At 64.4% G+C, this 15,828-nt stretch carries 12 protein-coding genes and 2 tRNA genes; 7 read left to right on the top strand and 7 right to left on the bottom strand.

From position 1 onward, the window contains the following. The 6 genes from GQ464_RS02295 to GQ464_RS02320 form a co-directional block, all read left to right on the top strand. Positions 1-244: hypothetical protein (locus tag GQ464_RS02295; RefSeq protein WP_228350524.1), on the top strand; the 244-nt coding region annotated here is incomplete at its 5' end. 831 nt (positions 245-1,075) lie between these two features. Beyond that, positions 1,076-2,047, top strand: coding sequence for a DNA-methyltransferase (locus tag GQ464_RS02300; RefSeq protein ID WP_228350525.1), 972 nt, complete (start codon positions 1,076-1,078; stop codon positions 2,045-2,047). A 1-nt stretch (position 2,048) separates the two neighbouring features. Beyond that, entirely contained in the window at positions 2,049-6,473 is a 4,425-nt protein-coding gene (locus GQ464_RS02305; protein WP_166979899.1) for a DEAD/DEAH box helicase, read from the top strand. A 28-nt stretch (positions 6,474-6,501) separates the two neighbouring features. After that, entirely contained in the window at positions 6,502-8,868 is a 2,367-nt protein-coding gene (locus tag GQ464_RS02310) for a pentapeptide repeat-containing protein (RefSeq protein ID WP_166979897.1), read from the top strand. 14 nt (positions 8,869-8,882) lie between these two features. Then, positions 8,883-10,052 carry a DUF4062 domain-containing protein gene (locus GQ464_RS02315; protein ID WP_166979895.1) on the top strand — a complete coding sequence of 390 codons (1,170 nt, stop codon included), beginning with the start codon at positions 8,883-8,885 and terminating at the stop codon, positions 10,050-10,052. A 38-nt stretch (positions 10,053-10,090) separates the two neighbouring features. Next, positions 10,091-10,324 (top strand): hypothetical protein, encoded by a 234-nt coding sequence (locus GQ464_RS02320; RefSeq protein WP_166979893.1) that lies wholly within the window; start codon positions 10,091-10,093, stop codon positions 10,322-10,324. Between the two features lie 376 nt (positions 10,325-10,700). Here GQ464_RS02320 and GQ464_RS02325 read toward each other — a convergent pair. After that, a tRNA-Asn gene (locus tag GQ464_RS02325) sits at positions 10,701-10,775 on the bottom strand. A gap of 120 nt (positions 10,776-10,895) precedes the next feature. Beyond that, positions 10,896-12,860, bottom strand: a complete 1,965-nt coding sequence (locus GQ464_RS02330; protein WP_166979891.1) for a M1 family metallopeptidase — start codon at positions 12,858-12,860, stop codon at positions 10,896-10,898. Positions 12,861-13,219: 359 nt separating this feature from the next. Between GQ464_RS02330 and GQ464_RS02335 the strand changes: the two genes are divergently transcribed. Then, positions 13,220-13,304, top strand: a tRNA-Leu gene (locus GQ464_RS02335). Between the two features lie 288 nt (positions 13,305-13,592). Here the strand turns inward: GQ464_RS02335 and GQ464_RS18980 are convergent. The 5 genes from GQ464_RS18980 to GQ464_RS02360 all read right to left on the bottom strand — a co-directional run bounded on the left by GQ464_RS18980 (position 13,593) and on the right by GQ464_RS02360 (position 15,824). Then, positions 13,593-14,057 carry a hypothetical protein gene (locus tag GQ464_RS18980; protein WP_228350526.1) on the bottom strand — a complete coding sequence of 155 codons (465 nt, stop codon included), beginning with the start codon at positions 14,055-14,057 and terminating at the stop codon, positions 13,593-13,595. A gap of 43 nt (positions 14,058-14,100) precedes the next feature. Further along, positions 14,101-14,274 (bottom strand): hypothetical protein, encoded by a 174-nt coding sequence (locus tag GQ464_RS02345; RefSeq protein ID WP_228350527.1) that lies wholly within the window; start codon positions 14,272-14,274, stop codon positions 14,101-14,103. A 211-nt stretch (positions 14,275-14,485) separates the two neighbouring features. Further along, positions 14,486-14,692, bottom strand: coding sequence for a hypothetical protein (locus GQ464_RS02350; protein ID WP_166979887.1), 207 nt, complete (start codon positions 14,690-14,692; stop codon positions 14,486-14,488). Positions 14,693-14,920: 228 nt separating this feature from the next. After that, complete coding sequence (locus GQ464_RS02355; RefSeq protein ID WP_166979885.1) at positions 14,921-15,223, bottom strand: hypothetical protein; 303 nt, start codon at positions 15,221-15,223, stop codon at positions 14,921-14,923. 67 nt (positions 15,224-15,290) lie between these two features. Next, positions 15,291-15,824: a hypothetical protein gene (locus GQ464_RS02360; protein WP_166979883.1), complete on the bottom strand. Its 534-nt coding sequence runs from the start codon at positions 15,822-15,824 to the stop codon at positions 15,291-15,293. Positions 15,825-15,828: the final 4 nt, after the last annotated feature.

Here is a 15,828-nt window from a genome sequence, read left to right on the forward strand (position 1 = left end):
CCCGAACGCCGACGCCCGAAACACCCGCAGCCGCGCCACCGGCACCGACGCCCGCACCACCGCATCGACGCCCCGCGCACACCCGACCACAACCCGACCCCGCACCAGCGGCAGCACCGCCCGCACCGCCGCCACGCACGCCGCCGACGGCGAACGCGAACCCGAGAACCCTACCACCGGCGCAGACGAAAGAGCAGAGCGGACAGACATGGCAACGACGTGGCAGGTGAAGAAAAAAAACTGAACCGGGGGGCTGAATGCCCCTTTCAGCCCGCGCACAGCGGAGGCAAGGTGGAGCGCCCGCAGGCGCGGACCTGCACAAGCGCAGCGCGGAAGGGAGCACCGAGGACGAACGACCTTGCTGGAGCGAGCACGGGCGTATCCTGAAAAAGCCCCCCGGTGATGGAAGTAGACAGAGCCCGAGCGTCAGCGAGGACGAGATGGGTTCGGCGGGGCGTCAGCCCGGCCGGTCAGCGGCGGTAGGGGAAGCGGAGAGGTGCGGGCAGCGGCGCGGGGACGGTTCTGTCTCGGCCCGGCGCCGCGTGCGAGGAGCCTTCGGGATCAGTCGCGGAGAGGCGCAGAGGGCCTGGCCGCGCACTCGGCTGTCAGGCAGGCGGCAGGTTGGCCGAGCGGCACGCGGGCCGCATCGTGCGCGAGGATGAGATGGCAGGGCACGGAGCGGATCGGGTGCCGCAAGTTGGGTTGGTGCCGGTTTGCTTTTCCGATGCCGGCGATGGGCCGGCGTGCCCGCTGCGGACGCGCGTGCCAGGACCGCCGCAAGGTTCGTACTGCTCCACTTGTCGCCTGATGCATTGACCAGGGGTAAATTTTTTTCTAGGTTTTGCGCCATGCATCACGGCACCATGGAATAACCTAACGAATGGTCGAACGACCCGCTGAAGCATCTCCTGAGGCCGATAACAACGCAGTGAATACTCGCCCTGACGTGCTATCCTGCATTGAGTCGGGATCAGATGGGATGATGGGAGGAGCGCCGTTGCCTCACCTGCCTGCGCAGCCACCGCAGTGGCAGGCGGGGGATGCGCGCGATCTGTCTTTTCTGCCGGAAGCCAGCGTGGACCTGATCGTCACGTCGCCCCCGTACTGGCGGCGGCGCAATTATGGGCATCCTAAGCAGCTCGGTCAGGAGCCAACGCCGGAAGCCTACGTCGAGGCGCTCGTCGAGGTGCTCGATGGCTGGCGGCATGTGCTGCGGCCCCATGCATCCGTCTTCGTCAATCTCGGCGATACATACCGGGATGGGTTCCTGATGGGTGTCCCGGCGCGGTTCGAGGTCGCTGTGCGCCAGGCCGGCTGGAACGTTGCCAACCACATCGTGTGGACGAAATCCGTTGGGCGACCCGAGCCGCGTCCGTACCGGCTGGCGAGCCGGCATGAGGCCATCTTTCATCTCACCCTCGCCAGGCGTGCTACGCACTACTTCTTCGACCTTTTCGCCCTCTCCGCCGACCTGGGACGCAGTGCGAACCCGGGCGATGTCTGGGATCTGCATCCCGCTCGCAGCCGGAGCGATCACATTGCCCCCTTTCCGCCCGAACTGGCCCGCCGCGCCATCCTCGTCGCATGCCCCGAGCGCGTCTGCACTTCGTGCGGCCGGCCATTCACGAGACGCCTGGCGCCGACGGCCGAGCTCGACCCATCACGCCCTCAGGCCGTGCGGGCTATGGAACTGTTTAGGCAGCACGGCCTGACCGACGCTCATCTGGCTGCCATTCGCGCTGTGGGCATCTCCGACGCCGGCAAGGGCAAGGCGCTTCAAAACGGAGCCGGGCGTAATGCGGAGCATGTGAAGGAATTGGCAGCCGAGGCAAAGAAAGCGCTCGGCGGCTACTTCCGCGAATTCACGTTTGCCCCGAAGCGACACGTTGGCTGGGAGGGGTGTGACTGCGGGGCACCAACGACGCCAGGCACGGTGCTCGACCCCTTCATGGGCAGCGGTACGACACTCCGTGTGGCGCAGGAACTGGGACGCCATGCGCGTGGCGTTGACCTTGTAGTACCTGATCAACTGAAGACGGTGCATTAGGTTGCCTTCGCTCAAGAAAAAAGCCATCTCGCTCTATCTCCGAACGGGCTGCCAGCGCCAGCTTCTGCTGAATCTCTACGGCGATAAGGAGCGACGGGAATTGGCGATGCCGCCCCGGCAGACGGTACGCGCCGGGCTGGGGCTCGTCGGCAAGGCCGGCTACGACTGGCAGGACGAGAAGGTTAGCGAGCTCGGCACGGTCTTCGGGGCTGAGCACGTGCACATGAATCCGAAGCGGGAGGGAAACCGACCGGGTACGCTGGACCTCCGGGATGTGTTATCCAGGCTGACGTCGTATCAGTTTGTCGTCGAAGGGCGGTTCGATCCGAACACGGACACGTTCAGGCGGGCCATCGGGCTCAACGAGCTGCGGGATCTGCAGGGCGAGCCGCTTGGCGTCGGCAACGCGTTCCCAGATGTAGTGCAGGTGTTGCCCCCAATGCGGGAGCGGGCAGCATGGGAGCAGGAGATCAAAGAGCTGGGGCCGGGGGCTTCAGGGCTGGAGGTACTGCCGGGCGGCGACGTGCACCCGCTCGACGAACACGATGGGCGGCTCCGCCTCCGCGTGATCGACATCAAGCAGACGGCCGAACCCGGAGCGCACTACTTCGCCGAGGTCGTCTACTACTCGATGGCGCTAGCGGCGTGGCTCGTTGAGTACGGGCACACCGACCGCTTCGTCGTCGTTGCGACGCCGGCGGTTTGGCCGGGGAGTTACGAGGCATCGGCGCTCATGGAAGTTCGGGAGCGGTGCCGCAAAGCGGGGCGCGAGCCGACGGCGGAGGAACTGGCGCTCGCCCTCGAGGATGATCTTGAGATCGCTCCGTTCGACGTCTTCGCGCCGCGTCTGCGGCGGTTCTTCCGCGAGGAGCTCCCCTATGTGCTCCAGACGCCGTGGGACGAGCTGCCGTGGCACGTCTCCTACGCCTGCGCCGGGTGCGATTTCCTCGGGTACCCCTGGAAAGATGCGAGCGGAAAGCTCTTGAACGACCCCCTCCACTGCTGGCCGACGGCGGAGGAGAAGGATCACCTCTCGCGTGTGGCCGGCCTCTCGCGTGGCGGCGCCAGGCTGCTCCGGCCCGTCGCGGCAAACGTCGCGGCGCTCGCCGGTGTGGAGGCAGACGACGTGGCCTTCAACGCCAGCCCGACGCTCCGGGCGAAGCGGACGGTCTACCCGCACCGGGCGCGGTCGCTCCAGACAGAGACCGCCGGTGTGATCCCGGATTCGGGCAGCGACGCGCTCATGCCACGCTGGCCGGACCTACACGTGTACGTCTTCCTGGACTACGACCTTGCCAGCGCCGTGACGGCGGCGTTCAGCCTGCGCGCCTTCTGGAAGGAGCCACTCCCGTTCGGCTCGGTGCTTGAAACCAAGCGACGGCGCTGGGCAGCCGTGGATAACAAAATGCCTACCGGCTTCCAGGAAGTCTTCCTCGTGGACCGGCGCGACCTCGACCGCGAACGGGAGGAACTCGTCAAGTTCCTTTGCACCCTGCGCGGCATCCTCGACGAGGTACGCCACCTCGACGACGCCGACGTGGAGGCGGGCCGGCGCGGCGACCCGGACGAGCCGGAGAAAGCGAAGCGAAGTACGTATCAGATCTACCTCTGGGACGAGGCGCAGCGGAAGCACCTGGTCCGCGTGGTGGGCCGCCACCTTGGGGCCGTATTGTCGGACACCCGTCTGCGTGATCTGGCCTGGTTGTTTCCTCCACCTGAACTGCTCGTACACGCTGAAGACGCGTCGCACAAGTCGCCCTTCACGCTCGTCTCGGACGTGGTGCAGAACACAGTGGCGGTGCCCGTCCCCCACCACTACACGTTGCTGGACGTCGTGCAGGCGTATCGCCCCGACCCGGTCGCGGCACCGAGCGTACACCCGCTCTACCGGGAGCCGCTGAGCGACCTCATCCCCGGCGAGCGCCTCCACGAAATGTGGACGCACCGGGGCGACTGGCTGAACACGGCCAATACGATTCGGGAGACGACCGGGAAGAAGCTCTCCGCGCTGGCCTACGTGGTGAGCCAGCTAGAGCGGGACCTCGGGTCCTACCTCACGCGGGCCGCGGCTCCACCGGTGATCCGGCCGCCCCGACGGCTGACGGGTGTGCCGCCGCACAGCGAGCTCTGGCACGAGTACACCCGGCTCAACAAGTCGCTGGAGGAGCTCGATACGCTCGCCACGCGTGCGATGCCTCCGCATGAACGGGAGGCGCGGTTCAAGAGCGCGCACCTCGTGCGTCGATTGGAGGGGGCCGAGAAGGCAGAGGCGCTCCGGCATCTCGCGGCGGCGAGCCAGCATGCCCTGCCTCCGGCGGATGACCTCGCCGTCTATACGCTCAGCCCGGACTCACGGGAGTTCAACGTACGCCCGCCTGCGCTTGGTTATGCACTCTCGCCACGGAGCCAGCCAGCCTTCCTGCAGGGTGCGGCGTACCCGCTCGTGAAGGACCATGACATCCACGTGCCAGCGCGGCTGTCGGGGAGCGTGGCGGAGGTGGGGCTCACGCAGGTGTCCGTTGAGGCGATTGACCGCGTGCGGGGGCTGATCGCACTCAAGCAATGGTACACGAACGTCGTTCCTGAGATGGAGGCGGCGGGCGTGGTGGACCTGAGTGCGGACGTGATGCTCGACCCCGTGAGCACGGACTTCCTCACGAAGAAGGTGCGTGCGACGCTCCTGGGGATCGGGCGACCACCGTCGGCGCAGCATGACGAGGCGACGCTCCGGGCGCTCGGGATCGACGCGCCCGACACGACCCCGACGTCGCCAGAGTCGCCGGCTTCGGAATTCCTGTGGCAGGCTCCGGTGCTCGCCGAGACTGAGGTGGACGTTGACGTGGCTGCCGCACGGGCGGCGCTGGAGGCGTCGGGCGTCCGTCTTAACGATTCGCAGTGGGCCGCGTGGGAGGCGGCCCTCACGCGCCGCCTCGCACTCATCTGGGGGCCACCGGGGACGGGCAAGAGTCAGACGTTGCGGGCCGTCGTGGCCGGGGCCGTGTGGCTGGCGCATCGGGCAGGCAAGCCGCTCCGTCTCCTCATCGCCGCCGGTACGTACGCGGCCGTGGACAACGTGCTGCTGGGTGCCGATCGGCTCCTCGCCGCGCTCCTGCCGGAGAAGCCCTACCGGCTCGTCCGTATCCAGAGCTCGTACAGCGAGCTGCCGGTCGAGCAGGCTGAGGCACACCCGGATGTGGAGACACTCACCGTGAAGACGACGCGGGCACCCGAGGAGGTGCTGACGCTGCAAGGGCTGCTAGAGCATCCTGAGGAAATCGTCGTCGTGGCCGGGCCGTCGCAGCAGCTGCACAACCTCGCCCTGGCGACGAAGAACAAGTCAAAGCCGCGAGTGTCAGCTAGGCCGGCCCTGACGCAGCGGCGGTGGTTCGACCTCGTGCTGATCGATGAGGCCTCACAGCTCGACGTGGCCGAGAGCACGCTCGTTGTAAGCAAGGCGGCCGACGAGGCGGCCTTCGTCCTCGCCGGCGACGACAAGCAACTCCCGCCCATCCACCAGGCGACGCCGCCACAGGACCTCGACCACCTCGTCGGGAGTGTCTACGGGTATGTGCGCCATCACCACGGTGTAGCGCCATGCCCGCTCCAGGTGAACTACCGCTCGTGCCAGACGCTCGTCGCGTTCACGAAGCAGGCGGGGTATGATCCGAGGCTGCACGCCCACCACCGGGATCTGCGATTGGCCCTCCTCACGAGCCGCTTCCCCGAAGAGCGCCCCGAGGACTGGCCGGCGATGCTGCACTGGACGCCCGGCTGGGCGGCCCTGCTCGCCCCCTCGAAGCCCGCCGCCTGCTTCATCTACGAGGACGAGGTGGCGAGCCAGGCCAACGCCTTCGAGGCCGACGCCGTGGCCGCGCTGCTCCGGCTGTTCTACGGGCGCGTGGACCGCCAACTCGCCGGCGAGCTCGACGAGGACGGGCGGGAGAAGCCCCTCACCGGCCGGCCGCACGACCCCGAAGGATTCTGGAACCGGGCCGTCGGCGTGGTGACGCCGCACCGGGCGCAGATGGGGAAGATCGTAGCGCGGCTGCAAGCCGCCTTCCCTGACCACGACCCCGGCCTCATCTGGGGTGCCGTGGACACGGTGGAGCGCTTCCAGGGGCAACAGCGGGACGTGATCGTGGCCTCGTTCGGGCTCGGCGACCCGGACCTGATCCGGGCGGAGGACGAGTTCCTCTACAGCCTCAACCGCTTCAACGTGATGGCGTCGCGGGCACGGGCCAAGCTCATCGTCTTCACCACCCGCTCGCTCGTGGACCACCTCTCGAACGACGCGGACGTGCTGGAAGAGTCGCGGCTGTTGAAGAACTTCGCCGAGTCGTTCTGCAAGGACCCGCAGCTATTGACGCTGGGGTATCTGGATGAGGGTAGGCTCGTCGAGCGGGCCGGGGTGTTGAGGACGCGCTAAGGCTGCTCATTAACAGCAATAGAAACACATGGAAAGCTTCGACTTCAAGGAGATTGCTGAAGTACTCAACTTCAGCCGTCACGCTACCATTAACACAGAGCCTGCGGAGGCAGAGGAGGGCCAATGGACCCTCTACCGAGGTCACTACCGTGTACACCTGCATGAGGATACCTTCAATGTGCTCTGGCTCCACTCCAGAATTACTAAGGTGGCGCTGGAGAAAGTAATGAGCCGTTACAACCACCCAAAGACGCATTTGGTGCATCCGGCTGGTAAAGCTGTCTCGGAACGCCTGCGCCGGTGGCGTAAACTTTACGATCGTGTGCAGGGCCCATACATACCTCGGGATTACTTGCGCTCCTTCATGCGCGACGAACTGGACGCCTATGTTCATCGCATGGTCGAGCAGGCCCCTCAATATTATGTTGACCCGAGAATCGGATCTTATCTAAGACATCCTAATCCCGTCGAGACATTCCTGGCAAAGCCGGCAAGCGAAGATTCCGGTGCCCTCGGTATCGTACTGGCTGAGCCTGGTCAGGGCAAGACCTATATGAGCCGGCATATCGTATACCGCCTTGCCTCTTTACATGGAGCGGATCTCGTTCCGGTCATGGTAGACGCTACGCAATGGCAATCCATGCCAGAGCAGGATCTCAGCGATCTCTGGAAGACGATTGTTCATTCATTTCGGTACCATCATGCCCCAATCGGTTGGGTCGAAGGTCATGAGGAAGCTTTCCTCGATGCCGCCTGCAAAGCCGATTTGTTTAGAATCGTTTTTGATGGGTTTGACGAGTTCATTCTCCGCAATCGAGGTCGTGTTGACCCAATGGAAGTGCTCGAAGTGCTTTCGGATCTGGCGAAGCGAACCGGCACGCGCGTCGTTATTACCTCCCGAACATCGTTTTGGAATACCAACCTTTCGAAGGAGGAGGCGGACGATTTCATAGAGCGAACAGGCTCCGAAGTCTTCCCGATGAAGCCATTTGACCTTTCTAAAGCTCGGGATTACTTCGGGATTAGATTCAAAGAAGAGAAGGAACGAGACCAGCGGGTTGAGCGCGCCGCACAACTCTATCACGCCCTGGAAAAGCAAAACAAAAAACTGGCAGGCCGTGGCTTCGTGCTCAACCTTGTTGCTGACGCTGTACAGCGTGGTGATCCTATCTCTACGCCGAGCAATCAAATGCAGATCTTACCCTGGCTTATGATGACTCTTTGCCAGCGTGAGGAGCTTCGCCAAGAACTACCTCTGTCGGCGGAAGAGCAGATGCAGATGATGCAACTGTTTGCCAGCACCGCTGCTGAAGGCCTCGGACATTCGACAGATGTATTGGACCTTGTGTTGCTGGATACCCGTGATGATTTGGATGATTCTACCCGATTACGGTGCATTGAGAAGTTTAAAAGCCACCCACTGCTTTCATACAAGCCTGAGACTGACCTGTGGGATTTCAAAGAAGAACAAATTGGGACGTTTCTGCTCGCGCAGGAGATTATGGAGTGCCCGCTGCCAAAGCTAGCTGGTTTTGCTGAGAAGCTTGGTTTGCACACCCGGCTAGGCACCCTCCAGGACCTTGCCTCTACTATCGTGGACCTTCTCGTTCGCATGGACAGCGGGAGCGAAAAAATCAGCCGCATCATCTCGGCGCTTAGTCGCGGTGACCATAGTAAGGAAGCTTCACCAGGACCACGCCTCCTTGCGAGCCGCATTGCCTTGCTCACCGTTGATGCCCTACGCCACCAAGGCCTCCCGAAGAAAGATCGCACGGAGATGCTACTCAGGTTAGTTGGTGACCCCATAAGTGGTCTCCAGTTTTCTGGCACGAATACTATAGCCAGCTATGACTTCTCCGGAATTACCTTTCGCAACTGCCGCTTCACCAATGTGACCTTCGCTCGCTGTGAGTTTGACAGCAATACCTCTTTCGAGAATTGCAGCTTTTCCGATGGCGTTCGTATCGTGCGCTCCAAGGGTTTTCGCAGCACTTCCATTGATGAGTCTTGCTTCTTGGACGCGGAAAGCAAGCGATGGCTGCGGGGTATTCAAGTAAGCGAGGGAGAGCGTGCCTACTCTGATGAAGACCTTCGCGCAGACATCAACAGTGTCGTGGATAAATTCATTAGTAAAGGGGGGATGACGCTGAAGACCGTGAAAGAACCTGATCTAAAAAAAGGACCTATTAGCGCGTCACCCCATCAAAAGGTAATCCTTGATGCGTTGCTCGGATCGGTGCTGGAAACGCACCACCTATCGGGCCTTTCGGCCAAAGGACTGAATGTGCGCGAAGATGCGGCCGATGCAGTCCGTTTCTATGCTGCTAACAACGTATATACAGGGCCGCTCCAAGACGTCTATGTGAAGCTTCAGAACAAGCTGACAGCTGCCTAGACGTTGGATGCTATATGAAACCGAAGGTATTTGTGAGCTCAGTAATGGAGGGGTTCGAGCCCTTCCGCAAAGCCGCGCGTACAGGCATTGAGGCTGCTGGAAGTGAGCCAATGATGGCTGAGGATTGGCCCTCGCTTGGGAATTCGCCGCGGACGGCATGTCTGGACCTCGTCGCCTCGTCCGACGCCCTCATCCTGATTATTGGCGAGCGCGGCGGGTGGACGGCTCCGTCTGGGTTGCTTGTTGTGGAGGAAGAGTGGCAGGAGGCGCAGCAGCGCAAGCTCCCCGTCCGCGTGTTCGTCCAAGAAGGCGTAACGCGGGATGCAGAGGCCGAGCGGCTGGTAGCCAAAGTGAGTGACTACGTGGCGGGCTACTTCCGCCGGACCTTTACGGACCCTGACTCGCTAGCCGCCGAAGTCCAGCAAGCCGTAAAATCTATCGAACCTTTACCCGCACATGCCATGACACCCGATGCCGATGCTCTGCGGTCTTTTGCAAGAGCGGTCGCCGATTCTCAAGCTGGTTGGGCTGCAGACGAGAAGACGCTCCGGTTTGTTCTGGCCCCAGAGCGGGCCGGTGAAGTGATTGACCCGCGACGGCTGGACGATCCAGCTTTCCACCATGCCGTAATGACGGCAGCGCAACACCCGAACCATCGTCTCATCGACTACGGTCAGCCGGTAGTGCCGCGTGTTCAGGGGACGGCCCTTGTGCTGGAGCGAATGGCACCACAGCAGAACTGGCGGGAAGCGCGGCCGGCGCGGATTGAGGTGCACGAACATGGTCTGATCCTGATTGACGCACCATTGGAGACAAAGTCTGACCTGAGCGGGACAGGGACAATTCCCTCGCATATCCTCAACGAGGATCGTCTGGAAGGAGTGCTCACGGCAGTGTTCCAGTTTGCCGGGACCATTTACGCGCAGGAAGATCCGTACCTTCGTTTCGAGCGGCTGCAGGTGGATATTGCGCTGGCAGGCGTTCACGGTGCCGTATTGGAGCGTAATCCACAGCCGCGGTCTAGCTATACTATCCCCGATGCATGGATGCAAGGGATGCACGGCCCGGCCGAACCACTCACGCCGCTCCCAGCCCCACGCGTTGTGAACCGACGCGACCTTGAGCACCCGGATGACGAAGTCTCCCGCCTGATGGCCTATCTACGCCGGGCACTTGCTTCTTAAAAGCGTGCCGCGAATGCGATGAACCCAACCCCAGGGCCATGAACGATACCCTTCCCGACATCCCACCCCCAGGCGCGTTGCTCGACGACCTGCGACGGTTGATCGACAAGACGCGCGCAGCAGTGGTCAGCACGCTCACCGCCGTGCTGACCATGCTCTACGGGCGCATCGGTTGGCCGAGCGGCACGCGGGCCGCACCGTGCGAGAGGATGAGGGGTCATGTCACAGGGCAGACCGGGTGCCGCGAGACGATCAGGTCCTGGGCCGCGTGATGCGGCCACACCTCCTGCGATAGGCCGGCGTGCCCGCCGCCGACAGGCGTGCCAGGGCCGCCGTGCCGGAGGGAAGGCCGGGCAGTGTGCGTGTGCGTAGATGCTTCAGGCAGCGACGGCCGAAGGCCTGCGGCCCCGGACGCGGGGCCAGGAAAAAAAGAAGGCCCGCCGGCAAACCCTTGCAAGGAAAACCGACAGGCCAGAGCGCGCTCCCGTTAAAAGCGCGCTGTATCAGTAAGGTAGACTCGAGCGTGGCGATTTGTCAATCAGCAGCCACGAATGAAGGCGAAATGCACAGTTTGTAGAACATTTGTAGAACGCCCCCAAAAGCCAAGGCGCTAACCCCGTAAGGATCAGCGCCTTGGCTCAAAAGGTTTGGCTCCCCGGGCAGGACTCGAACCTGCAACCCTGCGGTTAACAGCCGCATGCTCTACCATTGAGCTACCGAGGAGTGAAGCCCTGCCCCTTCCGGGCAAAGCGGACGCAAAGATAATCACGTTCGCCCCCGCCAGACAAGGGTCTTGACAGCCTTTTCAACTTTCGGCCCGGGGCCGATGTTTCGCTGCGGCTCTCACCGCTCCCACACGTTGTTCGACCGGTCCACGTCCGGCAGATAGCGCTCCGGGTCGATCTCCACCCGGGCGACCGTGCCGGGGTCGAACCGGAGCGTGGTGACGGTCTCCCCGCGCAGCCAGACGTCCACCGGGACGGTCGCTTCCGCCACGGCCCCGTCGGCATAGGTGACCCGCACCGGCGCCGGCATCGGGACGAGCCCCTGATCCCGCACGGTCACCCGGACGCCCCCGCCAGTCTCTTCGACGGCCTCCACGGCCTGGTCGAGGGTCCAGGTGGTGTAAAACATGGACGTCCAGAACCAGTCGAGGTCCTGTCCCAGCACGTCCTCGAACGTGTTGAACAGGTCGTAGGGCTGCGGGTGTTTGTACGCCCAGCGCCGGGCATATTCGCGATAGGCTTCCAGGAAACGTTCCTGCCCGACGAGCCCGCGCAGGGCGTGCAGGGTCACGGCCGGCTTGCTGTAGGAGGCGATCACGCGGGCCGGGGACCCGACGGGGTATTCGTCGGCATGCCGCATCGACTCCACCTCGCGCCCGCTGCCGGCGATGAAGTAATAGCTCTGCCGTCCGGGATCCCAGGCGTCGATGTTCCAGAAGGCGGCCACCCCCTCGTTGGTGTTGAACGATGTCAGCCCTTCGTCCATCCAGGTGTACTGCTTCTCGTCCTGCCCGACGATCATGGGAAACCACATGTGGCTGATCTCATGGTAGGTCACGCTGAAGAGCGTCTCGTCGGTGCGGTTGCCGCCGATGAGGGTAATCATGGGAAACTCCATCCCCCCGCCGATGAGCCCCTCGACGGTGGTCATGTGGGGATAGGGGTACGGCATGATCATCTCCGAGAGGTGCTCGATGGAGAAGCGGGCGAACTCGGCGGAGCGCTCCCACGACGGCGTGCCGGGACGATAGAAGGCGTGGATCTGCGCAACGTCCGCCCGGCCATCCCCGTCGCGGTCACCAACGCGGGCGGTGGCGGCGTCCCACACGTACCGGTCCGACGCGCCAAAGGCGAAGTCGCGGACGTCCTCAGCGCGGAAGTGCCAGGTGAGCATCCCCGTTGGGCTGGTGGCCGTCGACCGGCCCGCCACACGGTCGCCCTCCTCCACGACATGGATGACGGCGCCGTTCTCGTGGGTGTCGTCGAGCATCGAGAGGCGGGCCCGGGTCTGCTCGGAGAGCACGTCCTCCGGGTTCTGCAAGACGCCCGTCGCGCCGACAAGCCAGCCCTCGGGCACGGTGAGGCGGACGTCGTAGGTGCCGTAGCCCATGTAGAACTCGCCGTTGCCCATGTACGGATCCGCCTTCCACCCGTTGACGTCGTCGTAGACGGCGAACTGCGGGTACCAGTAGGCCAGGAAAAAAACCTCGCCGTCCTGCCCCATGCGCGGGGCGCCGGCTTCGGGCACCTCGAAGCTCCAGGCGAAGGCGAACGAGGCCGACGTGCCCGGCAGGATGGGCTCCGGCAGCGTCACGTACATCACGGTGCCGTCGACGACGTAACCCGGACGGCGCTCGCGCCCGGGCCGGCGCTCGATCAGCGGCCTGTCCTCATAGGCGACCGAGGCCAGGTGCATCCCACCGGTCACCTGAACAGGCCGGTTGCGAATGGCCCCCTCCCGGTGAAGGTTCTGCCGGAGATGCACGGCCACGTTCCACAGCGTGTCGGGCGACTGGTTGTGATACACCACCGTCGCCTCCCCGCGCAACTGCTTCGAATCCGGCGAGAGCGTCGCCCGGATGGTGTAATCGGCCCGGTTCGTCCAGTAGGCCGGGCCGGGCTGCCCCGTCTCGGTGCGCGTCCCCTTTTCGAGGGCCTGCTCGAACTGCGGCGTGGAGAAGACGGGATACGGCACGGGGCGCGGTGCCTGTGCCCTCGCCGGCCCGAGCACCGGCAGCGACACCAGCACGACAACGACCACCCTCCTCATCCGGCGTGTCCAGCGTGCGATCGGTTCCATCATGGCAAAGTCCCTCCATGTTCGGTCTTACGCCGTGCTCGATTATAAGCGTCCCTGCCCCCCCGGGCAGAGCGGGCTCTGCGAAGTCGCCATGAAAACCGGGGCGCGCCCCTCTCCCTCTGCGACGCGTCATCGCCCCCTTCCTGCTTTCCCCGGAAACGGCAGCATGAAGAACGCGTCAACGCACCGCCACAGGGTTGACGAACAGGAAGCCGCCTGCGTAGATTGGGGTCCTCTGACACGGCACCGGGGCACCGAAACCGTATCGCGGCACCGGCGTTTGTTAACCCGGCGTCCCGCTGTCAGGGTGCGGAAGAGACCGCAGACGGTCCGGCGATGAAGCATCGCCTGCTATGCCCTCTGCCCAGGTGGCGGAAGTGGTAGACGCGCTAGATTCAGGATCTAGTGGCCATTGCGGCCGTGGAGGTTCGAGTCCTCTCCTGGGCACATACACTTCCCTCGGAAGCCGTTGAGTCTCAATGACTTAGCGGCTTCTCTTTTTTCCCTTTCGACAACATTTCGACAACATTTTGCCCCGAAACGTAAAAGCCCCGGCAACCTGATGGCAGGCTGCCAGGGCTTCCGGCTCACGTCCCAGAAGGGCGTGTGCGGCATGATACGCGATCATCTCCTCCGCGATCCCGGCACCACCCCCCACCCCCCCTTGATTTGCACGCGTGTGCGTACTGCCCCCGCGCCGGTCCCCCCGGCCAGGTCGCAGAGATTTTACCCCCCCTACCGGTACACCAGCCGGCGCAGGTCCACGGCTCCCAATGTTTGCGTGCAAACACTCACCGCCGGGTCGTCCGCCACCGGCGTCGCCCGCAGCAGCTCGATGGCCTCCCCGGCAAGGCGCACCTCGGACGCCCCGCCGCCGATGCGGCTTGTGTCCATCGTGGTTACACCGCCGCGCCAGTGCTTAAAGGTGCGCTCGGTGCTGATACTTGAAACGTTGCAAGTATCGGCTCTCATTTTTGCTACGAAGGGGTGACTCACCCTGCACCGCCGGGCAATCTCCCGGTCACTCCACCGGCGCCACTCCTCGTCCTGGAGCAACGTCATGACGGCGCGGCGCTTGTCGGCGCCCGTGCGGCGCAGGCCGTGCTCGGCGTTGGCGCCGACGCTGTGGAGGATGGCGTCACGCCGGGACGGGTCCTTTGCTGTAGAGCCCGTGCACGCAGGCCATGAGGATTTTTGCACAGTTTGCGTCTGGACAAGAGGATTTTTGCCGCTCCCGGCCGCCTCAAACCTCGACGACACGCCGCACGGTGGCCCTCGCCGGCAGGATGCTCCGCAGGCCGTCGCCCCGCGTCCCGGCCGGGACGTCGTAGCGCCACCGCGGCGGGTCCGGCCACCGGCACAGCCCGCCGCCGGGCCGGTGCGGCCAGTCGTAGGCCGCACAGCGGCACACGGGCACCGTGCGGCACGCGTAGCGGGTAAACAGCCTCTGATTGCCGCGTGTGTGGCCCGCGTGCGGCGCACATAGCTGCTCCGGGTGGCCCCACATGGCCCAGGCCCGGCACCGCTCCCCGGCCCGCGGGTGGCCCTCCGGGTACACGTGGCGGCAACGTCGCAGGTTTTGTGCTCGTCGTGAGTAGGCCATACGCCGAGTGTGTTTTCCGGGTTAATCAGCCCCATCCGGGCGGCGTCTCCAGCGCTCGCAGGAAGGCGTCCCAGAAGGCCGCCTCCTCCCAGGTCACCAGCTCCTCGACCAGCCGGTCCGTGGCCCGCTCGCCGGCCTCGATCCACGCCTCCCAGTCCCATCCGTCAGGGTCGAGCCGGGCCACCAGCGCACGGGGCACCTGGTCGGTGAGCTTCAGGTCAGGGTCTTCCATCGCTTTCATATTTCGCCTCTACCGAGTTCTCGTTTCACGGGGGTACTCTCCCCCGGATCGCAGGAGATCGCGCTATCTGGACGCGTAACGCGTCCCTGAGCGTCACGGGCCGAACCACGACTCAAAGTCCTCCAGCCGTAGCACGACCAGGTCCCCCGTCATGGTTGCGCCCCCGCTCGTGCAGGATGGCCACCGGCACAGCCCGCCGCCGGTGTTTGCGCGCAAACATCAGGGGCCGAACCACGACTCGAAGTCGGCCAGCCGCAGCACCACCAGGTCCCGGTCATGGTCGCGCCCTTTCTGGTGGAGGATGGCGACGGGTAGTTGATCCTCCCGTGCGGCGGCCTCGGCCTGGCACACGGCGTCCTCGATCCAGGCGGGCAGCCGGGTGCGGTGCTTGATCTCGATGGCGAGCCAGCGGTGATCTACGTCGGGCGCGTCGCCACGGCTCCGGCCCGTCACGGGTACGCGGCGGCCATTCAGGCGAGCGGCCACGGCGCGTTCGGTGCGTTTCCACGATTTTTCAGGCATCCGCTTCCTCCGGTTAACAAACGGGCCTCGCAGGCGATGAACGCCTCTCACAAGTCCGCCTTATCGGCTAAGAATCGGCTTCCTCGGTTAACAAATAGCGCCGGCTCAGGGCCTCCATCGTCTCCCGGCCGAAGGCGCGGTAAAGCTCCCTCACCAGGTCGAAGGCCACGTCCAGACTCGGGCCCCGGTCGGCGCTCCGCAGGACCTCCGCGATGCTGTGGTAAAACTCGACGGGCTCCTCGACACGCCCCCAGCCCTCCAGGTCGAAGGGTGCACGCGGCAGGTAGACCGATGCGTACCAGAACCAGGCGCACAGGAAGCCTTCTTCCAGGTCGCCGCCGAAGGCGTCGTCGAAGTAGGAGAGCGGCTCGATGCAGGCTCGCCACCGCTCCGGGTCCGCACCCTCGGGCACGGCGTCGAGCATGGCATCGAGGATGTCCTGGAGCAGGAGCCGGTCACGCAGCAGGTCCCGGTGTCGTCGCAGCGCCTCGACCACGTCGTCGGGCAGCGGCTCGCGATACTCGACCACCAGCCGGTGCCGCTCTCGTCGTAGCCGGCAGCCCAGGTCACGGGCGCGGCGGATGGCGTCGGTCAGGGTCATGTCA

Source organism: Rhodocaloribacter litoris (genome assembly GCF_011682235.2).
Taxonomy (GTDB): Bacteria; Bacteroidota; Rhodothermia; order Rhodothermales; family ISCAR-4553; genus Rhodocaloribacter; species Rhodocaloribacter litoris.

Excerpts from the sequence above, each read along its gene's own strand:
- GQ464_RS02310 (WP_166979897.1), top strand. The coding sequence starts at position 6,502 with ATGGAAAGCTTCGACTTCAAGGAGATTGCTGAAGTACTCAACTTCAGC.
- GQ464_RS02315 (WP_166979895.1), top strand. The coding sequence starts at position 8,883 with ATGAAACCGAAGGTATTTGTGAGCTCAGTAATGGAGGGGTTCGAGCCC.
- GQ464_RS02320 (WP_166979893.1), top strand. The coding sequence starts at position 10,091 with ATGAACGATACCCTTCCCGACATCCCACCCCCAGGCGCGTTGCTCGAC.
- GQ464_RS02330 (WP_166979891.1), bottom strand. The coding sequence starts at position 12,860 with ATGATGGAACCGATCGCACGCTGGACACGCCGGATGAGGAGGGTGGTC.
- GQ464_RS02350 (WP_166979887.1), bottom strand. The coding sequence starts at position 14,692 with ATGGAAGACCCTGACCTGAAGCTCACCGACCAGGTGCCCCGTGCGCTG.
- GQ464_RS02355 (WP_166979885.1), bottom strand. The coding sequence starts at position 15,223 with ATGCCTGAAAAATCGTGGAAACGCACCGAACGCGCCGTGGCCGCTCGC.
- GQ464_RS02360 (WP_166979883.1), bottom strand. The coding sequence starts at position 15,824 with ATGACCCTGACCGACGCCATCCGCCGCGCCCGTGACCTGGGCTGCCGG.